Source organism: Rhizobium ruizarguesonis, assembly GCF_012349115.1.
GTDB lineage: Bacteria > Pseudomonadota > Alphaproteobacteria > Rhizobiales > Rhizobiaceae > Rhizobium > Rhizobium ruizarguesonis.
Genome location: NZ_PQIG01000096.1, coordinates 29,263 through 49,996, shown reverse-complemented (window position 1 = coordinate 49,996; position 20,734 = coordinate 29,263). Strand labels below are relative to the sequence as shown.

The following is a 20,734-nucleotide window of genomic DNA, read 5'->3' as shown; positions in this document are numbered from 1 at the left end:
CTGAGGCGGGAGCGTGTGCCGAGGGGCCGCCGCCGCGGTCGCTTCAATTGCCGTTCTCGTTCCGCTCACACGGCCTCCAATGTTAATCGCGTTCCGGTGTGACATTCCCGCTTTTTAAGTCAGTGTTAGCAGGCTCGGCCACAAACAATCAGTTGCCCCAGCCAATTTGGAACCGATCAAATCGAACCTCGCTCAACGGCTGGTTGGAGACGCCTAGCCTTACCGAACGAAGAACGAGACGAAGCTCGGGGGAATAGTATTGTTCAAAAATAATCGGAGGCAATCCGGTCAGTTCGAGACGGCTGTTGACGGCCCAAACCTTGTAGGAACAAGATGCAATAGTTTCCTCTCCCCAGCCGTCGAACCTAATAATAGTAGCGCCCGAAACGGATTTTTTGCCATTGATGAAAAGCGTCGTCTCGGATTGCCAGTTCTTCTTCTGTGGTAGATCGTCTAACGCAATCGCATTCGCGTATTTCAGCTCATGCGTCCCGCTGGCACTAACTCTCTTTTCGACGAGCAAGGGATGCAAATATACAGCCGACACCGGCTGCAGTGAGCGGTTACGCTCCACTAGCTTTTGTTCGGTGAGACCCGGACCGTCCGGCTTGTAGAACACGGAATAGAAAGGCACTTCCCTGGTAAGCAGCACGCCCTGTTTGGTTTCGTTAGCGCTCAAGCAATTGCCAGAGGCAGGCGCCGCCAATGTTATTCCAAGCAACAGCGACAAACTTCTCAGCAAGATCGACATTCAAGATATCTCTCATCCAAATCTGCTACCGTGACGCTTGGGCGAAAATCCACTCTCTTGCGCATGCCGTCCCATCCTCATCGCCGACTTCATCAAGATTGCGGCAGGTAGGTGTTTTCCTCCATCCACTCGCGAACGATGAACCTGATCGTGTCATTGCGCGTTAGCCCGAGTTCGATGGTAGCATGGCCAGCGGCTATCCCGTTGCAATCGACCAGTTCAAGGAACTATGCCCGACGAGGATGCGCTAAGGTCTTGATTCACGGGGGTCCGGCGTCGCTGTTAACCAGGCGTGCTTTTTCGTCTAGTCAATTCTTACAGCTCTGAGAATGGACGACCTCGAAAGAGGGCACCATGCAAAAACTTTTCTTGATACTGTTTGGCGTAGTGGCCATGAGCGGAACTGGGACCCCCCACTCGATGAAACATCTTTTCGCAGCGGCTCTTTCCGCCCTTGTGATTTCCATGGTATCGACAGCCTTTGCTCAGTCGATGTCCGGCGTATCAGTTGGTGGCGATCGACAGCAACTTGATAGCATAGGCAGACAAGATCATATCTCCCGAGGACTGCGGAAGAGCGGTAGTAAACAGCTTGACCTGTGTCACCGCATCGACAGGATCTGGCTTCGGCGGTTCCTTGCCGTCCAGGCGGAAGCCGATGTCCTTGAAGTGCCAATGGCCATGGATCAGGAGGTCGCGATAGCCGATGTTTCGCCCGCGAACCCTGTCGTCGCCTCGTCCTTCTTATGATCCTTGTTCTCGTCGCTTGCGTTCCGGTATGCAGCGTTTCCCTAGATGTCGTCTGCCCATACCGCCGCTCTGACAAATGTGTTGCGGTCGACATCCTTGGGCTGATGGTCCGGACTGTCCGGGATAGCCGCGACCCATTGCGGATAGCCCAGATTCAATCGGACGAGCCTGTTGGCTTCAGCGCGAGCCGCGGGCGTGAGCTGTTCGTAGGCGAGGGCGGCAACCTTCATGTGCCCTTCGTCATACCAGGCGAGGGCCGTGCCGCACACCACAACATGGCGGCCGAAAAACAAGCGAGACGCGAGGTCATTTGCAGATCTCCTCAATGATTGTCAGCAGCCGTTTTCCAAGTGGAGCCGTTTCCTGAAGGCTCGGCGACGCCCCACGGCCGCTCCACTCTGGTCTAAGGCCAAGCTCTCTCCCAATCTCGCGAACTGAAGTTTTCGCCCTTGGGAGTCGCCGCTTATTATCGAATGTGATCCATATATTCGATCCAAAAAACGGCTCGATCAGTCCATTCCAATTCTCTCTTGATCGTCTACCGGGCGATGACCGGTCTCCCTTGCCCAAATTGTCCGCAGGTGGCCGCATCGCCTTTTGTTCTTATCGCAATGAGAGTCAACAGATCTTACGGAATTCCAACAACTGCCGACCAGGCTGCCCGCGCTACCAATCCGCACCAATATCGACTATACTTTCGTCGACTGAATATCTTGGCTTGTTCGTCGTCGCTCCTTCAGGAGAAGGGGCGCGTCGAAAAGTGAGTTTGCAGCAATTCGCCAGATCTCATCATCCCACCCGCTATGTGCCGTGGGTCAGCGAGGGGTGCTCGGATGAAACCGAAACGACGTCCCTTCCTCAAGCTTGCAGTCGCGCTGGCGATGAGCTTTCCTGCCATCGCCGCCGCGCAGCAGACGTCGGCCAAGACGCCACGAATCGGCCTCCTTGCCTGGTGGCCCTGCGACATACCGGGCTATATGGGTGGGTCCGGTGAGTTTGGAGTGTTTATAACTGGCCTTGGCGAACTCGGGTACGAATTGGGCAAGACCATCAGCTTCGAGTGCCGAAGCGCCGGCAAGCACAACAATGGCTTGGCCGCGGCGGCGACAGAACTGGTGCGGCTCCCCGTCGACATGATCGTCACGATGTCGCATCCGGCGGGACAGGCTGCCCACGAGGCGACCAATACAATTCCGATCGTGTCGATCCTAAGTGGTGATCCGATGGCGACTGGGTTCGTTGGTAGCCTTGCAAAACCGGGCGGAAATGCCACGGGCATCAGCTACTACGCCACGGAACTCGCCGCCAAACGCCTGGAGCTTTTGATGGAAGCCATACCGGGGCTCACCACAGTCGGCGTGCTGGCGAACCCGGTGGTCTCCGATCTGAATTTCGAACGGGACACCAAGAATGCGGCCGATCGGCTCGGCATTGCTGTGAGCATCCAGCACGTCGGCGAGCCGGACGATCTCGATGCTGCAGTCGACCGGATGGAAGCCGCGGGCGCGCAGGCCCTTTTCGTGCTGCCCGACATGATGCTGGCAGACCAGTCTAAGCGAATTGCCGCCTTGGCGATCGAGCATCGTCTGCCGACTATGGCCTGGGGTCCATGGTATGTCGCAGACGGCTGCCTGATGGCCTATTCGGCGAGATACGACGAGATGCAACATCGGCTCGCCTTTTATGTCGATCGTATATTGAAAGGCACTAAACCAGGCGACCTGCCGATCGAGCAGCCGACGACGTTCGACTTGTCAATCAATTTGAAAACAGCGAATGCCCTCGGGATCGAGCTGCCGCAGAGCGTTTTGCTGATGGCTGAAGAAGTCATCGAGTGAGGATGGTGTGTGGCGTTCGCTCCCGCTACAAGCCGCTCCGATGCGCCGATCGCTGTTCCGGAAGTACTTCCTGGCCTTGTTCGCCGCGGTCATTGTCCCCGTAACTGCCAGCGGCATCAGCGACGCGTGGTTCGGCTATCGCGACCAGCGTGCCATGCTCAGCGCCCTATTGCGGGTGGAGACCAAATCGGCGGCCGGCAAAATCCAGAGCTTTCTCGACGGCATCAAGGATCAACTGGGTTGGACGGTGCAGCAGTCCTGGGCCCAGGAGGAGGGACAGCATCGGCTCGATGCATTGCGGGTGATGCGACGAGTTCCAGCGATCGTCAGCATCACCCTTGTTGACGATGTCGGCATCGAACGGCTGTATGTCTCCCGCATCGACTTGAACAGGAGGGAAGGCGGATCGGATCGCTCCGGCGATCCTGCTGTGGTGGGAGTTCGTTCGAATGGTACATGGTATGGGCCAGTCACCTTTCACGATGGCTCCGAACCGTTCATGACCATGGCCACGGCTGGAAACCGCAAGGCAGGTGGCATCGTCGTCGCGGAGATCAACCTGAAGCTTGTCTGGACAGTCGTTTCGGAAATTCGCGTCGGTAGTAGTGGCCGGGCGTTTGTTCTCGATCAGACCGGCCGCCTCATCGCCCATCCCGATATCAGCAAGGTGTTGCAGGGTACTGACAAGAACACAGCGACGGCCCTCACCAGATTGCGGGACGAGATCGCCTCCACAGGCGGAGAGGCGACCACGGCCCGCAACGCCGAGAATGAACCGGTCGTGACTGCCATGGCAGCAATCCCAGGCGTCGGTTGGACGGTGTTCGTCGAGCAGGCACAAGCAGAGGCTTTCGCACCGCTGTATGCTTCATTGTGGCGGACGGTTGGCCTGCTGCTCGCCGCCACCATCTTCGCATCGGCGCTTGCTTTCTGGCTTGCCAGGCGCATGACCGGACCAATCCGCCTGCTGGAGGAAGGCACCGAAAAAATCGGTGCTGGACAGTTTGAGCACCGGATAGACATCGCCACCGGCGACGAACTCGAACGGCTGGCGGTCCGGTTCAATGAAATGGCGCAAGAACTCGCCATATCTCGAGATCGTTCAGAGCGGATCGCGCGGCTGAAGCGTTTTCTCGCACCTCAGGTCGCGGAACTCGTCGAAAAGTCCGGCGACGAGAGCGTTCTCGCCGGCCAGCGCGCGGAAGTCGTCGCTGTATTCTGCGATTTACGTGGCTTCACCGCGTTTTCGGCGCACGCCGAACCCGAGGAGATCATGCACGTCTTGGGCGAGTACTATAAGGCGCTCGGCGCGATCATTACACGCTACGAGGCCACGCTGACCAACTTCGCGGCAGACGGTTTGATGGTGCTCGTCAACGCCCCGGTACCGTGCACAGACCCGGCGCTTCGTGCGGTTAAGATGGCGATCGACATGCAGGATGACGTTCAGCGTCTGATCGCCGAGTGGCGACTGCACGGCCACGCGATCGGCTTCGGCATTGGACTGGCGATGGGATGGGCGACAGTCGGCCGAATTGGTTACGAAGCCCGTGTTGACTACACCGCGATCGGACATGTCGTGAACCTGGCATCACGACTCTGTTCGTCCGCCGATGATCGGCAAATCCTCGTGGATCACGCCGTGGCGCAATCCGTGCTTGGAAAAATTTTATTGGTCGCTCTCGGCCCGCGGCAGCTCAAAGGTTTCGACGAGCAAATACCTGCTTGGAAGGTCGGAACGAGAAGCGGAAGATCAAATGGCGTGCATGAACCGATTGAGGGGTTGAACGGGTAGGGGACCTCAAAACGCCAGTTTCCGTCAGCGGAGGATAGCGAGCCGTTTGTCAATCGTGCCGCGTAATTTGACAGCGAGAAATGGTGCAGTCGGTCCAGAAAATGGTTCAATCAGTCCAAAAAAATGGATCTCCCTGATTGACTTCGACGCCGGCCTTCGACCGACCGGAACTTGCCAGCACGCCCTGCGTTGTCACGCGACGAAGAGGAATGCCAGTGTCCGTTCCATTCGAACCCATAGTCCCGCCGCCAGTGCCCCCGCTCGATAATCCACCACCTGAGCCCGAGCCCATACCCGGCGAGGAACCGCTCCCCGATCTCGGACCGGACGAGGGCGCCGTCGTCTACGACGCGATCATCGAGGAGATCGGCAATCTCCGAGCTGCTTATGAGCGCGATCCAGATCCTGCCGAAGATCATCCGGAAGCAGAGTCTGATGAGCCATCGAACGACTGGCCGGGAGCTTCGCGCTGATAGGCAGGAAATAAAAAAGGCCGGGGCGAAACCGCACCGACCTTTCCAACATCGCTCTTCACACCAGTGCCAGTACATCCGTGGTCAAAAGCAGATAAGCGACTTCGGCAGTCGCGAACGCTCTCTTGGAGCACTCACCAGCAACGCCGATGGGCTGAAAATAGTCGAGCACAGTGTCCGTTTCAAGGCCTGCCATACGAAGCGGCCCGGAGATTATTGCTGTAGAACGGCTGACCCCCCGGCAATCGGCATCCTTAGCGAAGCAACCCGTCGCGTCCGAACTCCTCCCCGCCCGCCAATTTCGCGCGAGGAGCCTCGTCGGGTTTGGCGACGGCATTCGCCTTGACGGTACAACGAACGCGTCAGCTTCACCTTATATGCCGCCCGCCGTCGGTTCTCGGCGGCCGCCGCCGCATCCTCCTCGCGCCATTCTTTCGACGACGCCCCGATCGAGCAGGGCTTCCACCACGCGCGGGTCGAAGACATGGAAGGACATGGAAGGTGATCTTTCGCGCGCGACCGCGCAGTTTCACCGTTCGCGTGCCAGCACTCGGCAGGCGGCCGTCCTTCAGCCAGCGATGACGCTCGCTCGTCTTGATCGAAAGGATATCCTGGATCTCGCGCGGGATTACCGGCGGGGTTTCGATGTCCTCCGGTACCTTGACGACGACGGCCGACGCGGCATGGAATTCGGCCTTCGAACCGGCCGGCATCGACAGCGTGAGTTCTCCTTTATCGATATCGAGCGACTTCTTCGAAGCGACCGGGAGTCGTGCACGTAGTTCGAGCAGAATTCCCTTCGCGCGGATCGAAGATCCTAGGGTCGCTGCTGGTGGCAGCACCCACGTCTTTACCAGCTCGACATCGTTCTTTTCGTGTTTCGGCATGGCGCCTGGATGGGATCCCCTGCGTTCCACATCAATAATCACGATATTCGTAGGATCAGCCAGCCGCGACCGATCCCTTTTCGCTGCTCACCCGAGTTCCTGGGCAAGCCCGATGAGAAGACCTTCGGGTCCGCGGATGTAGCAGAGCTTGTAGGCGTCCTCGTACCGGACGACATCGCCGACAAGCTGAGCGCCGCGCGTGCGCAGCCTCTCAAGAGTCTCTTCAACGTCGTCGACTGTGAACATGGCTCGCAGATAACCAAGGGCGTTCACCGGGGCATTCCCATGATCCGCGACGACATCCGGCCTGAGGAAGCGCGAAAGCTCCAGCCGGCTGTGTCCGTCCGGCGTGCGCATCATGGCGATCTCGACGTGCTGATCGCCAAGACCAGTGACACGACCAGCCCATTCGCCCTCGATCGTCGCGCGGCCCTCGAGTTCGAGGCCTAACTCCTGAAAAAAGTCCATCGCCACTCCGAGGTCTTTGACGACGATCCCGATGTTGTCCATACGCTTAAGCGCCATGCTCTCCATCCTCCGGTTTTCGTTCCGATTTGCTTCTAGGACGTGGATGAGCCATCGGTCGCGACATCGCTATCGAAATCTTTAGGCAAAATTTGCGAGTGGTGTCACACCCGCTTCCAGTTCAAGATCCTTACGCAGACCTGGCAGCAGAGCTCCATGCAACGTCGCGAGCTCGCTCGATCGTGCCTATCATTCCATTCGCAAAAGCCCAGCGTGCCTTGCTGATTAAACTCCGTGCATGGATCGTTCAGGAAGATCAGGACGCAATTGGTCAGCCCGGTGGTTCCAGCTCGCCATTGCCGTTTCGAACCAAAGCGCCAAATCGGTCAAGTGGCGAGCGCTCTGCGGACTTTTCATCCGAAGCTCAGCCAAAAGGAACGCAGCATGGATGCAAACACCGGGCTCATCGGGGATAAGGTTGCCGCAGAACGTAGCCAGGAGGAGGCAGCCGTCGTTCCGCGCGCGATAGAGAACCACGGCGTCATCGGCGATTTGGCAACGATCGCGCTTGTCGCTACCGATGGTACGCTCGACTTTCTGTGTTGGCCCGATTTCGACAGTCCGACAATTTTTGCCGCGCTGCTCGACCCGGAACGTGGTGGCATGTTTCAGATCGCTCCGGAGCTTTCCGACGCTCGCGTGACGCAGCAGTATCTTCCGGATACGAACGTCCTCCTGACACGTTGGATGGGCGACAAGGCAAGCGGCGAACTTACTGATTTCATGTACGTGAAAAACAGCCGTAGCGACGGCTCGAGCATGGTCGTACGGCGCTTTCGTGCGACACGCGGGAGTTTGAAGGTGCGTATGTCGTGCACTCCTCGGTTCGAATATGCGACGAGACAGCTCTCCGCGGAGTTGGAAGAGGGCGCTGTAATCTGGCGGCAGGCGAACGGCGAGGTTCTGCGGCTTTTGGCTAATGTGCCACTCGCCGAGATCGATGGCACTGTTGTCGCAGAGATTACCCTCCAAGCTGGAGAAGGCATCGATTTCATTCTCGACGACGGTGACGCGGCAGAAGCGACTCCGGAGGAAATGGAAGATCAGACGGTCGCCTTCTGGCAGAACTGGGCGCGACAGTCGACCTATCGCGGACGCTGGCGCGAAATGGTCAATCGCTCTGCACTGGCATTGAAGCTCATGACCTCGCGCAAGCACGGGTCGATCGTCGCCGCCGCGACATTTGGCTTGCCGGAAACCCCCGGTGGCAGCCGTAACTGGGACTACCGCGCCACCTGGATACGCGACGCCTCCTTCACAGTGTATGCGTTGATGAGGCTTGGCTATCGCGACGAGGCGATGGCATTCAACGACTGGATCGGAGAGCGCGCGTCGGCATGTGACGCCGGCGGACGACTGAAGGTCATGTATGCGATCGACGGAGGCGAAGTAGCCGACGAGATTAGCCTCGAACATCTGCGCGGCTACGGCGGCGCGACGCCTGTCCGCGTGGGTAACAGGGCTGCTGAACAGTTCCAGCTCGACATCTACGGCGAGCTTCTCGACTCCATCTATCTGAGCAATAAATACGGCCACGCAATCTCGCACGATCACTGGGAAGGAGTGCGAAAGGTTGTGGAATTTGTCTGCGACCACTGGGAGGATCCTGACGCCGGGATTTGGGAGATGCGCCGCGAGCCGCAGGAGTTCCTCCATTCCAGGCTCATGTGCTGGGTGGCGGTCGATCGGGGAATACGTCTCGCGACCAAGCGATCCCTCGCGGCGCCTTTTTCCAAGTGGCACGACGTCAGGAACGATATTTACGAGGACATTTGGAAAAACTTCTGGAATGAGGAGAAGGGGCACTTTGTGCAGACAAAGGGAGGCGACACGCTCGACGCCTCGCTGCTGCTCATGCCGCTGGTGAGGTTTGTCAGTGCCACGGACCCGAGGTGGCTGTCGACGTTGACGGCGATCGGCGACCAACTAGCGGACGACGGTGTCGTGCACCGATATCGAAGTAACGACGGCCTTGACGGGGAGGAGGGCGCCTTCTCAGCCTGCTCATTCTGGTATGCAGAGTGTCTCGCACGAGCGGGGGACACCAAGAAGGCTCGCAGGGTCTTCGAGTCGGTTCTGAACTATGCCAACCATCTCGGACTATATGCCGAGGAGTTTGATACCAAGGCGCAGCTCGCTGGCAATTTCCCGCAAGCCTTTACGCATCTCGCTCTCATCAGCGCAGCGTTCTATCTGGATCGTGAGCTCGACGATCGCAATAGCCAGGAATGGCGGCCGTAGAGCCGACGAACACCGCTCCGTATCCGAGTGGGGGGCCGCCTTCCGATGGTACCAACTCAACAGGAGGAACTTCCCGATGAGAAACACCAGCCGAGGCCGCGCCCAAGATCGAGCCCGTGTCGCAGGAGGACAGGATCCCGAGGTCCGGTACGAGGCGGACAAGAGCGGGGCTCGAAGTCGAAGGTCAAGGAGACCGTCAAAAAAGTCGGCAACAGCCGCAAGAAGGTCGAAGCTAGCTTGGAAAAGTAGAGACGAGTTCACATTCCAGGAACTCGTTGCTGATGAAAGGCGGGACCGAACTCCCGAGATCGATAATCCGCGACCGTCGAGCTAGGGAAGCCGTCTGCCGCGCTCGACCATTCGTCCAAACTTCAACAGCAGGCGCTCAAGGTCCGGCTCCTCTACACGGCGGGCGGCCTCAATCGGCGTCAGCCACACGGAATCTCGCTCTGCCATTTCTGGAAAGCGCTTTCGGCTACGGCGGACCTCCAGTAGGAAGACGGCAACGACTGGTCGTGCTCCACTTCCGTCCTGCATCAGCTTGTCATAGATGAACTCGCCGAAGGGCTTCTTCTTCGCCCTCCCGATCATGCCGGCTTCCTCCCAAGCCTCACGTTCGGCGACCTTGCGCGGCTTCAGACCCGAAATCGGCCAGCCCTTCGGGATCATCCAACGCCTGGTCTCCCGTGTCGTGATGAGAAGCACTCGTGGCCCCCTGGGTGTGTTTCGGAAACACAATGCGCCATACTGCTGGATCGGCTTCGGATAGACGTCAATCTCATTCATCTGGTCTGCTCATGTTCATCGACGTTCTCGACCGTGCCGGCTAGACCGAGGTTCCTTCGCTTAAGGTTCATGGCGTCCTCATGTCAGCGCCAGAAGCGCTTCGTGTCGATGACCTCATCGACTGAGGACTGCGCCATGCGGATCAACGCATTCTTGTCATCGTGGGAAACTACAGATTCCCGAGCAGGGTGGTCGGCCAGTCCGTGCTGCTGGAGCACGTCCGGTCCCGTTGCCAGATCGTTCAATGCTCCAAGATGGTCCTGCAGCTCCTCCATCGCTGCAATGAATTTTCGGTGCCGGCGAGTGCCGCGCTTGTCGTCGAACAGGGATCCGAAAAATTCAGCCGCGTAGCGAAGCTTCTTAGCGTCCTTGCGAACCTGGTGACGATGCTCGTCGTCGGTCTCGGCCAGCGCACTGCCGTACTTTTTCAGCTTCTTACGCATCTTATCGAGGGCCCTCGCGGCAAACTCCGAAGCCGATGTGTCCTCGGAAGTTGCGCTGCCGCCAGCGCGATCGAGGTCACATTGAAGCCACTCGTTGAAATCGAGCATCAGCGCCCGCGCTCTCGCCGATTCCAGAGCCTCGACAGCGTCGCTGTAGGCCTTGTTGCGGGCATCCTTGAGCTTGGCCCGAAGGTCGGAGTCTTTCGCTTTCATCAACAGGACGTCGAGATTACGCGCTTCGCCCATGACGCCAGCGAGCCAGCGAAGCTCCTCTTGGATCCTTTTCGGCTCGTCGCCCATCAGGAGCGGCCTAAACAGGGAGAACGCAGAGCGGAGACGGCGCAGAGCTACCCGCGCCTGATGAAGGGCTTCCGAATTTCGTCGCTGGCGAAGGATCTCTTCGTTGAGACGAAACTGCCGAAAGCAGGACGCGGCGATCTCTCGAAAGGCGGCAGATGCCTTCGTGTTTCGGTCGAGATCGAGGTGTTCTGCCTTGAACATGAATTGCTGCCTGTCCAGAAGCGCGAGGCCCCGTTCGGACTTGGACTGAATGCCGAACCGGAAAGGCGCGATCGCGTCGATCTTGCGAATGAAGATGAACAGGTCCTTCGGATCGCCGTCCTTCAGTTCGACTTCGATTTCCTGAACTGGCGAGCGCCGGTTGCCAGACACTACGTCTCCCCGATCGACGACCACCTCCAGCCGAGTGCCGTTCAACTCGATGTTCCAGACGCGGCGCTCAATGAACACGGTGAAAGCGGCTTCCACCTCAAGTTCCGGTCCGAACTCGCTTATGAGAGGGCTCGTATGGTCGAGGACGGGTTCATTGCCTTCAATGGGAGTCTCCCATTCTGAACGGACAAACAGTGATTTCGCCGGTCCCGATGTCTTCACAGTCTGGATGTGGGAAGCGCCGGTAGAGCGGATACGCAGAGAGAACCCCTTCTGCGACAGCCGACGATCGCCCGTCTCGAAGTAGGTCGAAGACTGCTGCAGTGCCTCGTCAGGATCTCCGAGAAGATCGGAACCCAAAAGGCTCTCAAGGGCTTCGTTGGAGAGGTCGAGTTTGATTTCGATTTCTGATGGCAAGGCAGGCTCCACTCTGATTGGACGCTCATTAACGCTGGAGGTCTTGTCATAGTTCGGTCGCGTCACGACCTGATGAAGCAAACTGGACTCTTCAACGTTGCCCGGCTAGCTTGCGCGGGCTTCGAAACCGGAGGCGGACGATGCTCAACGAAAACGCCCAGACGGAACTTGCGAAAACCGTGTCTGGTCGCGATGTCGCGCAGGCTGGTGCTCTCTGCTACCGTCGGAACGAAAACGGTGGAGTTGAAATCCTTTTTGTGGGCAGCCGACGCAACGGTCGATGGGGCATTCCGAAGGGGCACGTCGAAGGTGGTGAGGTCAGCAGCGCCGCGGCGCTGAGAGAGGCGTTCGAAGAGGCCGGGGTCGCAGGCGTCGTCGACAAGACCGTGTTCGGTACGTTTTCCTATCGGAAGGACAACAGTCCCAACCAATACCACGTGGCCGTTCATCTTCTTAAGGTCTCGAGGATCGCGGACAAGTTTCCGGAGAAGGATGTCCGAAAGACACGGTGGTTCCCCTTGGAGACCGCGTTGCGGGAAGCGGCGCAGCCGGGTTTGCGGATGCTACTCGCATGCATCACGTCCACCAACATCTGACTGCGGAGAGTTCGATGGGCGCGTACGGTGTGAGGGGGGAGGCCTGGAATTTGACCTCGCGCATCGCCAAGCCAATCCATGATAAGGCGATGCCAGTCCTGCTGCTGACAAATGAAGAGACGTTTGGATGCGAGCACCCTGGGAGGTGGCGAAGGAACTCGCCCGTCCGCTTCCGAACGACAAACTGATAGTGACATCGAGGAAGCGCCATGGCCCGAACATCGTGACGAAGTCTGGGGAGCCGGTCTCACAGCCGAGATTGCTGTAAACGGACAGCCGGGACTGAAAGGCACCGATCAGTGTTTGAACTTGCTACGGAGCGATTGCGCGTGCGCGTATATACCGTGATCTCTTGGGCCGTTGTTTCCCTTTTCGCAATCGTCGTTTTTGCGTCGCTGCCTAAAAGCATGGGACGTCAATGGACTTCGGAATTACCGTCGCAATTCGAGATATACCAGCGCCAAGCCTACGGTTCGAGGCAGCTACCAAATGGGGCTGGAACCTGTGGGGCAGTAATTTACCAACTGTCCGAGGCGCAAACCCAAAAAATCAGACGCGACGGCGTCGCAGCATTTCCGTCTGATCTGACAGGGCCTGATGGATTGAAGTACGGGAGATGGGCAAGTACGCCAATGCCACAAGATATTTACGAGCGCTATGTTTTGAACGCCGCCTATCCAGTCGGACTAAACTGCAGCCGCGGAACTTGGCAAAAGGAATGGCGTGCTGCCGCTGAGAAAGCGGGAAACTACTATTCGACTAATGGCAAAGCTTTGATCCTGCTGTGGGCCTCAGAATTGCAATACAATCCGATATATCTGGCAGCGGTAGGATATTTCTATAATCCGTAGAGGTATCGCCCAGAACGGCACCAGCCACCATCTGGCCTCCTCGGCGATCTGCCTGCCGGAACGCATCCTAATCGCTGGCGTCCGACGACGACCTCGCCTTGGCGGAAGCGAGTCTCCAGTTCCTTGCGGTTCGAAGCATACCACTCGCGATCGGGCCGGCAGTCATCGAGACCTGGCAGCAAGGCGAACTAGACAGCCGTCTGCTGCAGACGCAGCGTCCAGCCCAGCGGAGATTCGTGAGCTGCCGAGAGCCGAATGGTGGAACTCTGACCGTGGAGTTATCCGGTGGCTGAAGGTAATGGCCCTCTGATGTGCCTATGGAAAAGAACGGACTTATGTAGATCCTATGAGGAGGGTGGATAGCGATCAGCGCTGTGGCAAAGTGAGGTCGCCAAACACAAACACCCTACCTTGGAGGCAAGCATGCCCGTTGCAGCTCACCGATCTGAAACGCCGACCGCTATACTGATCTTGGCGCAATCTTCGTCTCATTGGAACTCAGTCAATCGAAATGGCTAATCACCTCGCGGTCGCCGGGTGGCGGCGAGAAGATGTCTAAGCATACGGTGGCGGCCGGCGACATCGCCGGTATGTTGGCGCGTTTCGCCGAACTCAAGAGGACGGCGCGGGCGCGAACCGAGCGGTCCTTTCCGATCATTGTCATCCAGGAGGCTGGGCTCGACGGCTTCTGGGTCCATCGCTGGTCCGGGCATTGCTCGCCTATCAGCGGGGCGAGCCGCGGGTGTGTGCGATGGTCCGGGTGCCGACGCCCGGAAGAGGACCGTCGCCGCCTTTCGCGTGAGCGCCAGGCCTTGACGAACGAGCGGATACGGCACGTCAACCGCATCAAGGGCTTGCTGTTCAGCCAAGGCGTATCCGACTACGAACCGCTGCGCCGCGATCGCCGCCCGCTGCTGTTTGTCGGATCAGTGTGCATCCGGCCCGACCGCGGCACCGGCACCCGTGGCACTGACAGTCAAGCTGGCAAACGCGATCTCACCATCGGTAATGTAATGGTTGACCTTTCCGGTGTTCAAACGTGAGCCAGATTGGTGCCGCGCGACCTCCCCGATTACTTGCTTTGTCCTCAGTTCATTGACTATGTAGTCGCGCTCGGCGTTCGTATCGGAATCGGTCTTATGTGTGACTTGGAATGTCAGCCAGGTCAGAGAAAGCCCAGTATCTCTGGTGCCCGCCCCAACCCATAGGACCCGCTCCTCGGGCGATGGCCTGTCGGTATCCAACCAGAAGCTCGCCGCGCTCATGTCGTCCTCGGAATGGGCGAGACTAAGGGCCCAGAAACGGATGTGATGGCGCTTGCGGGGGCTATCGTCGATGGGCTCCTGGAATCCTATGTCCTGCCGTCGTCCAAAGAGATAGAAGGTGCTGAAAGGTGCGGTGGGATAGGCAGAGTTCATCAGGAAAGCGCGTATCATTCGCAACGAGCTTGCGATCCCCAAATGGTCGGCCGTGGACCAGCCCGCCGTTGCAAAGGCCTCGCGGAGTTGTTGAAGATTGCCGATGAGGGCGAAATTTATAGGATCGCCGGGCAGGCCATCGGCCGTGATCGTGTATCTGGGGATCAGCCCCCGATGAAGAACCTTCAGGGACAGTCGGACCACGTTCGGAAGAATGACGTAAGCAGCCAGGCCATATGTGAGGCACACCGCAACGAGCCATGGAAACCTCTGGTCCGAAGTATCGAAAACGACGAAGACGATGAGCCAAACGCTGAGTACGCCGAGACAGAAAACCAGAAACCTCCGGAAAAGGCGCGTCAGCAATCTCAAGACACAGTCTCCTCGTCTGGCGTCTGATGGGCTGGCATTCGCCCTCGCTGTTCGTCGCCGGGATCTTAGCACCCGAGAATATGCAATGGTAGCGCCGCCGTCGCTCATTGTGGGCCATATCGAGCGAGCCCCCATCACACGCTAGCGGAACCATGTGGCACTTGCCCCATAACGCCGTTCTTTTGTGCGCAGGGGAGGCGAACGTGTCAAATCCCTGGAAGGCGGGGACACCGTCTCCCAGGAATGTTATTCCGGCATTATGGAGCAGTTGCCACAAACCTGATTGAAGGCTCATGGCACCTTGAGGTGGGATAGGCAAATTTAAGGTGATGGTTCTCGGCGACGTGTGTTGACGACTAGGCAGGGTCGATCATGCTGACCACTCTGGCGACAATTTCGTCGGTGGTGGAGGCGTCCAGCGTGTCGACATGTTTGGCCGTCCGCGTGACAAGTTCGTCGATCGTCATGTCCTCGAGATAGGTCGTGTCATAATTTTTAGAGAAGTCTTTTAGATCGACACGAGCCGCCGTCATCCACTTCCGATCGAAGTCCGAAGTTCCTCCAATGACGAAGTGATGGCGGGCGTCTCGTTGCAGGCGTCGGGCCATCTCCGCCGTCTTCGCGATATCGAATGACGTGAATGCCCCGATCACATCCTTCGGCATGCCCATCTGCTCCGCAGTGGCGTTGCCGAACCCGGCGGCGACGACGCTGGCCGTCGGCGCGATCATGCCCCGGTGGTCGACGATGAAGCGCGCCGACTCTTCGCCGAGCGCGATGATGACGTCCGGACTGCGTGCGGCGTATTTCTCGGCGAGGTATTGTGCCATACGCGCGACATGAGCCGGTTCCGAAAATCGTCACAGATCGAGGAACTCCGAAAAGATGTCGATCCTTCCCGCCCGAGCTTGAAGCAGTTCGGCCCGCGTCGCTTCACCGGCGACGTTCGTCGCAGCTATTCTTTCGTCATAGGGGTACAGTAACGGAATGCGGGGAACGTGATCGCGGAGGCAGCATTGCCTATGGCAACAGTTGCGAACACAAGCAACGTCAGCCCGACCGCCGTTGAGGCAAACTGGCGCAATCGCTTTTCCCAATTGCGGCCCTACTTCATGGGCTCTTCCCCAGACCCCGTAGTGCACGCATCTCGGGCGTATTCTTAGGAATTTCTTCCGGTTTGTGATTCCCCAAAGGGCAATATCCCCGAGCCGCAACATTGCGTAGATTTGGGCGAGGCAGACGCTCTTCGCAGCAGGGACACCGGGATCACAAGCAGCCTAACCTGTACCGAACCGATTTCAATGCCAGGAGGAACTGGACGTGTCATCAATGATAGCTAAGACCACGGCCATGCTGTTTGCCTGCGGGCTGGCATGGAGCCCATTTGCCCCTGCCCATGCAGCCGAGACCACGAGCAAAAAGCCGAATATCCTTGTTATCTGGGGTGACGATATCGGGATTCACAACATCAGCGCCTACAACCTCGGCATGATGCGATACAGGACGCCGAATATTGATCGTATCGCCAAGGAGGGCGCTCTCTTCACCGACGCCTATTCGCAGCAAAGTTGCACGGCCGGGCGAGCATCATTCATTACCGGCGAGCACCCTTTCCGCACAGGTTTGCTGACCATCGGTATGCCGGGCTCGCCACAAGGCATCCCGGAATGGGCCCCGACAATTGCCGACCTGTTGAAAAACGAGGGATACGTCAACGGTCAATTCGGCAAGAACCATCTCGGGGATCAGAACACGCATTTGCCAACGGTCCACGGTTTCGACGAGTTCCTCGGCAACCTCTATCACCTGAATGCCGAGGAAGAACCGGAAACCTACTATTATCCGAAAGACCCGGCATTCAAAGCGGCATATGGCCCGCGCGGGGTGCTGCACACGTTCGCGTCGACAAAAGACGACCCAAACGTCGATCAAAGATTCGGCCGGGTGGGCAAGCAGACGATTGAGGACACCGGTCCGCTCACCAGCAAACGCATGGAGACAGTCGACGACGAAATCTATGGTGCCGAGCAGAAGTTCGTAGCGCAGTCCGTCAAGGACGATAAGCCGTTCTTTGTCTGGCTCAACACCACGCGCATGCACGTCTGGACTCGTTTGAAACCGTCTTCGGTCGGTCGTACAGGTATCGGACTCTATCCAGACGGTATGGTCGAGCACGATGACATGGTCGGAGAGGTACTGAAACAGCTTGACGAACTTGGCATCGCCGACAACACGATTGTGGTTTATGGCACCGACAATGGAGCCGAGACGGGCACGTGGCCTGATGGAGGAACAACACCGTTCCACGGTGAAAAGGGCACGACATGGGAAGGCGGCTTTCGTGTTCCGATGATCGTTCGCTGGCCGGGCGTCATTAAACCCGGCACCGTCAACAACGAAATCTTTTCCCAGGAGGACTGGCTCCCGACCCTGCTGGCCGCGGCGGGTGAGCCGAATATCGTCGACAAGCTGAAGGAAGGCTACGCCGCCAACGGCAAGACCCTCAAAGTCCATCTCGACGGCTACAATTTTCTGCCTTTCTTCAAGGGCGACACCGACAAGCCTCCACGCCACGAAATCTTCTATTTTGGTCAGGGCGGTGAGCTGAACGCGGTGCGCTGGGATGATTGGAAGGTGTCATTCGCTGCCGTCAATGGAAACATTGCAACCGGCGTGCGCGATGTGACGGGTTGGCCAGAGATCGTCAACCTGCGGGCCGATCCTTATGAGAAAGCGCCGCGCGAATCTGGCATGTACATTCGCTGGTACGCAGACAACATATGGCTTTTTGTGCCCATTCAGCAAACCCTGGGAGCTTTTCTCGGTACGTTGCCACAGTTTCCGTTCCAGCAAGGCAGCAGCCTGAACGCGGCCAACATCAACTACAATTCACTGCAGGCGATGGACGCCATGAAGAAGTTGCAGCAGTTGGGGACGCTATCGTCGCCCCAAAACTAAGGCACCGGCGCTCTCTGGTCGCCGTCCGCGATGGGCTTCACGCCGCAGCAGATCGACGGGTTCTTCAAGGCGGGGCTTCTCTCTGACGGTCAGGGCAAAAGATAGCCGGAATGTATGCCGTAGCGAATTGCAATCAAAAAGGCGCCGCCAATCAAGACGGCGAGCATAAGCGCTTTACGTGTTTCACTCTGTAGCAATTTTACTCTCCACAAAAACGGGGAAGTAGGCATTCCTCGGATTTTGGCAACGAACTCCTGCCGAAAATTCACAACCCGGAGCGTCCGCCTCACGATGCTTGCTCTGCTCTACATCATCTATCTCCCAGTCAACATAGCGCTCGTCCTGCTCGCCCCCGCCCAATCGCCATTCCTGGCGGCATGGTCAATGAAGCACGCCCAGTTCTTCCCGGCCGCTGGCGGTGGTTCTCGACGCTGACGCCGATCTGGACGGCTATATCCCGCAGTAGGTCGCGGGCTTCGACCCTGCCGCCAACGGCTTCAAACTCTGGTAGCAACGGACGCGTTGGACGTGGCGGAATCCATGCAACGGCTGGCAATCCGAAGCGTTGGGCGTCGAGGACATTGCTTCCGCCTTCACCGTCAAGCGCGACGTCCCGCTGCTGTTTGGTTTCCATCTCAAGCTCTGGCTTGGCTGGAACCCGGAGAAGCGGAAATGCAAAACATAGTCGGGCACGATCTGGACGATAAACAAAACCGCGAGCGCGTCGCTCTCGATTATAAGAAGACGCAATGCCCTGCCGCACGCGTCGTAAAGGAAGCTGTGAGCGAGACGGGCACATCTGACGGTCGCCCTACCCGGATCTACACGGTTTATGTGAAATGCTAGGGTGTCTGGAGTGAACGCGGCGTTTTAAGGCCGCACTGCAGCATGTAAGGAAAATAGTTGCCGCCCCGTATCTCGACGGCAGCATCCCACCGTGGTTGTCGATCGTCCTCCTGCTGCTTTCCGTCCCGGCTCAGGTAATCCTCGACGAGCAGGCAAGGCAGATCCATCTGCTCGACATGACTGTAACCGTCAGCAGCAACGTCGATGGTCAGATCCGCGAAGAAATCAAAACCCTCAAGGACACCGTCGAAAAGAACCACGAAGCGGTCGCCCCCACTCTTGAGGAGTGGAAAAAAATGAAGACTCTCGGCTACGGGATTTCAGGGCTCATTGCCTTTGCCGGCCTCACGATCGGCGGGGTTGTCGCCTATATGAGCGATGGCGCGGTAGCGGCGTTACGGCATTGGCTGAAGATCAATTGAGATATGCCAATGCCAAAAAAGACCCCGCTTCGGAGCGGGGCTAAGGTTGAGGTGGGTCGCATAGCGAAGTGTAACGAATCTCCGCACGGCCCGAAGGTTTTACGATCAACGGAGCATATTGTTCCCGTGCCGACAGATTTTCTTTAATCAGTCGCACCATTAGTTCCGCCTCTTCGGGCTCCACGTCCTGGCGCACGTTGCCAACTAACTTGATCAGGTGATATTGCCTAACCTCTTGCTGCCATCTGTATTGGATACACTGAGCGATGCCGGAAGTGATCACAACCTGTCGGCTCACGCGAGATACTGTTGGGCTGCTTGAAAACATTGCGGAAGAGGTTTTCGACCAGGAAATTAACGCCCAGCGGCTTGCGACCTATTTGAAGTCGTCAGGGCACCTGATGATCATTGCGGTTTGCGAAAAGCAGGTTATCGGCCAGATCGCGGCCTACGTTCACAGCCACCCCGATCGAGCGTCGGATGTCTACATCGACAATCTTGGCGTGGCTCCGCCTTTCCAGCGGCGTGGTGTTGCGCGACGCCTCCTCGACGAGGTCTTGGCGTGGGGCAAAACGTTGGAATGTGACCAAGCGTGGATCGTTACAGACACCGAGAACAATGCCGCTCGCGCCCTCTACGAAGGTCGGGGCGCCGCAGCCGAGCCGATTGTGATGTTCTCCTATAAACTCTGACGTGCCGCCGCATTCGCTTTCCACACCACATCGGCAAGGCACACCTCCACCACGAACAAAAATCATTCGATCTGCTGATTGACGGGCGCATCACACCAATCATTTCGCTGCTTTGGGCTCCAGGTCCACGCGAAGCCCTCCTTGAACAGCTTCATGCCGATCTCTTCCCCATTCGCTCGATAGATGTTGACGAGCGGCCGGTGTGAAGGCGTTCGGTCCACCGAGCCACTCGCGACGATCCGCAACCCCTTTTCAGCCAAAAGCTCTTTCAGTCTTCCCTTGGCGATCTGTCCTAGCTTCCGTTCCCTGATGCACTTTGCGTGCGATCCGATCTCCGGCGTATCAATGCCCGAGACGAACGGAACACCTTCCCCAGCAGTCGCATATTCTGCCCATCGCATTTCGCCGTCGACGACGCTCAGCGATGCGCAGATGATGAGTCCAGCAATCATCACAATATCTACTCGTTCATGGCCATGATTGGCTCGCCCCTCGGAATGCTCCTCATCATTTCAAGCAGCTCTTCTATATATTCTCTTGCCTGCTCACAGCCTCCTATGAGCGCGCTTCGTTGGTCTCGATCGTCGATCGCGTGGGCCGCCATCTCGATTATGGCCGCATTTCCCGCTGTCGCATGGGGCAGCGCGGGTCGACGACCGGCGGGTGGTGAGCGGCATCGTCTATGTGATCCGGAACGGCCTGCAGTGGAAGCATGTGCCGTTTATCCGAGCTAGTCGAACTTGCAATTACGAGATGAGGTGTTGAATGGCCCTTCCGACGAGCCGCAGCTCGTCGAACTGCGTCACGAATTCACAAGATATGACAAAGAAACCAGAGAAGAACAAACCTGGAAAGCGCTCCTCAACCGCTAGCACAGACAGCATCGATAGCTTCTGAAGAGGGCGCGCAACGAGAAGGGCTGTGCACACGCCTACAAAAGCGCCACCCAGGATGTCGGTCGCATAATGATACCCAGCATAGATGCGCGGCAGGCAAATCAC

At 57.9% G+C, this 20,734-nt stretch carries 18 protein-coding genes and 6 pseudogenes; 14 read left to right on the top strand and 10 right to left on the bottom strand.

Annotated features, from left to right (window positions below; genetic code table 11):
- Positions 1-148 precede the first annotated feature (148 nt).
- Positions 149-751 (bottom strand): hypothetical protein, encoded by a 603-nt coding sequence (locus tag C3Y91_RS25160; RefSeq protein ID WP_130655349.1) that lies wholly within the window; start codon positions 749-751, stop codon positions 149-151.
- 354 nt (positions 752-1,105) lie between these two features.
- Here C3Y91_RS25160 and C3Y91_RS25155 point away from each other — a divergent pair, with 354 nt between their 5' ends.
- The gene (locus C3Y91_RS25155) at positions 1,106-1,501 is read left to right on the top strand and encodes a hypothetical protein (protein ID WP_168575977.1); all 396 of its coding nucleotides are present in this window, start codon (positions 1,106-1,108) and stop codon (positions 1,499-1,501) included.
- Positions 1,502-1,542: 41 nt separating this feature from the next.
- On the opposite strand, the gene C3Y91_RS25150 is transcribed toward C3Y91_RS25155, so the two are convergent.
- The gene (locus C3Y91_RS25150; RefSeq protein ID WP_130655351.1) at positions 1,543-1,731 is read right to left on the bottom strand and encodes a hypothetical protein; all 189 of its coding nucleotides are present in this window, start codon (positions 1,729-1,731) and stop codon (positions 1,543-1,545) included.
- Positions 1,732-2,382: 651 nt separating this feature from the next.
- Here C3Y91_RS25150 and C3Y91_RS25145 point away from each other — a divergent pair.
- From C3Y91_RS25145 to C3Y91_RS25135, 3 genes are all read left to right on the top strand, one after another.
- Positions 2,383-3,339: an ABC transporter substrate-binding protein gene (locus C3Y91_RS25145; protein WP_245494009.1), complete on the top strand. Its 957-nt coding sequence runs from the start codon at positions 2,383-2,385 to the stop codon at positions 3,337-3,339.
- A gap of 40 nt (positions 3,340-3,379) precedes the next feature.
- Positions 3,380-5,134 (top strand): adenylate/guanylate cyclase domain-containing protein, encoded by a 1,755-nt coding sequence (locus C3Y91_RS25140; protein WP_174827126.1) that lies wholly within the window; start codon positions 3,380-3,382, stop codon positions 5,132-5,134.
- Positions 5,135-5,424: 290 nt separating this feature from the next.
- Positions 5,425-5,607: a hypothetical protein gene (locus tag C3Y91_RS25135; RefSeq protein WP_343227744.1), complete on the top strand. Its 183-nt coding sequence runs from the start codon at positions 5,425-5,427 to the stop codon at positions 5,605-5,607.
- 254 nt (positions 5,608-5,861) lie between these two features.
- Here the strand turns inward: C3Y91_RS25135 and C3Y91_RS25130 are convergent.
- Both C3Y91_RS25130 and C3Y91_RS25125 read right to left on the bottom strand, forming a co-directional pair.
- Positions 5,862-6,494, bottom strand: a pseudogene (locus C3Y91_RS25130) (hypothetical protein).
- Positions 6,495-6,581: 87 nt separating this feature from the next.
- Complete coding sequence (locus tag C3Y91_RS25125; protein ID WP_168575974.1) at positions 6,582-7,019, bottom strand: VOC family protein; 438 nt, start codon at positions 7,017-7,019, stop codon at positions 6,582-6,584.
- 384 nt (positions 7,020-7,403) lie between these two features.
- Between C3Y91_RS25125 and C3Y91_RS25120 the strand changes: the two genes are divergently transcribed.
- Both C3Y91_RS25120 and C3Y91_RS38145 read left to right on the top strand, forming a co-directional pair.
- Positions 7,404-9,260, top strand: coding sequence for a glycoside hydrolase family 15 protein (locus tag C3Y91_RS25120; protein ID WP_130655356.1), 1,857 nt, complete (start codon positions 7,404-7,406; stop codon positions 9,258-9,260).
- Positions 9,261-9,336: 76 nt separating this feature from the next.
- Positions 9,337-9,509 (top strand): annotated as a pseudogene (locus tag C3Y91_RS38145) (DUF3606 domain-containing protein).
- Positions 9,510-9,590: 81 nt separating this feature from the next.
- On the opposite strand, the gene C3Y91_RS25110 reads toward C3Y91_RS38145, so the two are convergent.
- Together C3Y91_RS25110 and C3Y91_RS25105 are read right to left on the bottom strand one after the other, a co-directional pair.
- Positions 9,591-10,046: an NUDIX hydrolase gene (locus tag C3Y91_RS25110; protein WP_130818593.1), complete on the bottom strand. Its 456-nt coding sequence runs from the start codon at positions 10,044-10,046 to the stop codon at positions 9,591-9,593.
- A gap of 83 nt (positions 10,047-10,129) precedes the next feature.
- The gene (locus C3Y91_RS25105; protein ID WP_174827125.1) at positions 10,130-11,578 is read right to left on the bottom strand and encodes a CYTH and CHAD domain-containing protein; all 1,449 of its coding nucleotides are present in this window, start codon (positions 11,576-11,578) and stop codon (positions 10,130-10,132) included.
- A gap of 140 nt (positions 11,579-11,718) precedes the next feature.
- Here C3Y91_RS25105 and C3Y91_RS25100 point away from each other — a divergent pair, with 140 nt between their 5' ends.
- The 4 genes and pseudogenes from C3Y91_RS25100 to C3Y91_RS38765 form a co-directional block, all read left to right on the top strand.
- Positions 11,719-12,174, top strand: a complete 456-nt coding sequence (locus tag C3Y91_RS25100; RefSeq protein ID WP_130665787.1) for an NUDIX hydrolase — start codon at positions 11,719-11,721, stop codon at positions 12,172-12,174.
- A 62-nt stretch (positions 12,175-12,236) separates the two neighbouring features.
- A pseudogene (locus C3Y91_RS38140) lies at positions 12,237-12,442 on the top strand (SOS response-associated peptidase); the annotation flags it as partial.
- Positions 12,443-12,473: 31 nt separating this feature from the next.
- On the top strand, positions 12,474-13,025 hold the full coding sequence (locus C3Y91_RS25095) for a hypothetical protein (protein WP_168575973.1): 552 nt from the start codon (positions 12,474-12,476) through the stop codon (positions 13,023-13,025).
- A 423-nt stretch (positions 13,026-13,448) separates the two neighbouring features.
- Positions 13,449-13,942: pseudogene (locus C3Y91_RS38765) on the top strand (IS110 family transposase); the annotation flags it as partial.
- A gap of 9 nt (positions 13,943-13,951) precedes the next feature.
- Here C3Y91_RS38765 and C3Y91_RS25085 read toward each other — a convergent pair.
- Together C3Y91_RS25085 and C3Y91_RS25080 are read right to left on the bottom strand one after the other, a co-directional pair.
- Entirely contained in the window at positions 13,952-14,815 is an 864-nt protein-coding gene (locus C3Y91_RS25085; protein ID WP_168575972.1) for an LssY C-terminal domain-containing protein, read from the bottom strand.
- A gap of 431 nt (positions 14,816-15,246) precedes the next feature.
- Positions 15,247-15,804: pseudogene (locus C3Y91_RS25080) on the bottom strand (sensor histidine kinase); the annotation flags it as partial.
- Positions 15,805-16,144: 340 nt separating this feature from the next.
- Here C3Y91_RS25080 and C3Y91_RS25075 point away from each other — a divergent pair.
- The 3 genes from C3Y91_RS25075 (at position 16,145) to C3Y91_RS25065 (ending at position 19,733) form a co-directional block, all read left to right on the top strand.
- Positions 16,145-17,773, top strand: coding sequence for an arylsulfatase (locus tag C3Y91_RS25075; RefSeq protein WP_210267750.1), 1,629 nt, complete (start codon positions 16,145-16,147; stop codon positions 17,771-17,773).
- A 929-nt stretch (positions 17,774-18,702) separates the two neighbouring features.
- On the top strand, positions 18,703-19,041 hold the full coding sequence (locus C3Y91_RS25070) for a hypothetical protein (protein ID WP_343227743.1): 339 nt from the start codon (positions 18,703-18,705) through the stop codon (positions 19,039-19,041).
- A 266-nt stretch (positions 19,042-19,307) separates the two neighbouring features.
- Entirely contained in the window at positions 19,308-19,733 is a 426-nt protein-coding gene (locus C3Y91_RS25065; RefSeq protein WP_168575970.1) for a GNAT family N-acetyltransferase, read from the top strand.
- Between the two features lie 62 nt (positions 19,734-19,795).
- On the opposite strand, the gene C3Y91_RS25060 is transcribed toward C3Y91_RS25065, so the two are convergent.
- The gene (locus C3Y91_RS25060) at positions 19,796-20,185 is read right to left on the bottom strand and encodes a thermonuclease family protein (protein WP_168575983.1); all 390 of its coding nucleotides are present in this window, start codon (positions 20,183-20,185) and stop codon (positions 19,796-19,798) included.
- Positions 20,186-20,360: 175 nt separating this feature from the next.
- On the opposite strand from C3Y91_RS25060, the pseudogene C3Y91_RS25055 reads away from it, so the two are divergent.
- Positions 20,361-20,453 (top strand): annotated as a pseudogene (locus C3Y91_RS25055) (IS5/IS1182 family transposase); the annotation flags it as partial.
- Positions 20,454-20,479: 26 nt separating this feature from the next.
- Here the strand turns inward: C3Y91_RS25055 and C3Y91_RS38760 are convergent.
- A complete protein-coding gene (locus tag C3Y91_RS38760; protein ID WP_168575969.1) occupies positions 20,480-20,734 on the bottom strand; it encodes a phosphatase PAP2 family protein in 255 nt (84 codons plus the stop codon).

Coding starts and splice junctions, on each gene's coding strand:
- C3Y91_RS25160 (WP_130655349.1), bottom strand. CDS start 751: ATGTCGATCTTGCTGAGAAGTTTGTCGCTGTTGCTTGGAATAACATTG.
- C3Y91_RS25155 (WP_168575977.1), top strand. CDS start 1,106: ATGCAAAAACTTTTCTTGATACTGTTTGGCGTAGTGGCCATGAGCGGA.
- C3Y91_RS25150 (WP_130655351.1), bottom strand. CDS start 1,731: ATGAAGGTTGCCGCCCTCGCCTACGAACAGCTCACGCCCGCGGCTCGC.
- C3Y91_RS25145 (WP_245494009.1), top strand. CDS start 2,383: ATGAGCTTTCCTGCCATCGCCGCCGCGCAGCAGACGTCGGCCAAGACG.
- C3Y91_RS25140 (WP_174827126.1), top strand. CDS start 3,380: ATGCGCCGATCGCTGTTCCGGAAGTACTTCCTGGCCTTGTTCGCCGCG.
- C3Y91_RS25125 (WP_168575974.1), bottom strand. CDS start 7,019: ATGGCGCTTAAGCGTATGGACAACATCGGGATCGTCGTCAAAGACCTC.
- C3Y91_RS25120 (WP_130655356.1), top strand. CDS start 7,404: ATGGATGCAAACACCGGGCTCATCGGGGATAAGGTTGCCGCAGAACGT.
- C3Y91_RS25110 (WP_130818593.1), bottom strand. CDS start 10,046: ATGAATGAGATTGACGTCTATCCGAAGCCGATCCAGCAGTATGGCGCA.
- C3Y91_RS25100 (WP_130665787.1), top strand. CDS start 11,719: ATGCTCAACGAAAACGCCCAGACGGAACTTGCGAAAACCGTGTCTGGT.
- C3Y91_RS25075 (WP_210267750.1), top strand. CDS start 16,145: ATGATAGCTAAGACCACGGCCATGCTGTTTGCCTGCGGGCTGGCATGG.
- C3Y91_RS25065 (WP_168575970.1), top strand. CDS start 19,308: ATGCCGGAAGTGATCACAACCTGTCGGCTCACGCGAGATACTGTTGGG.
- C3Y91_RS25060 (WP_168575983.1), bottom strand. CDS start 20,185: ATGATTGCTGGACTCATCATCTGCGCATCGCTGAGCGTCGTCGACGGC.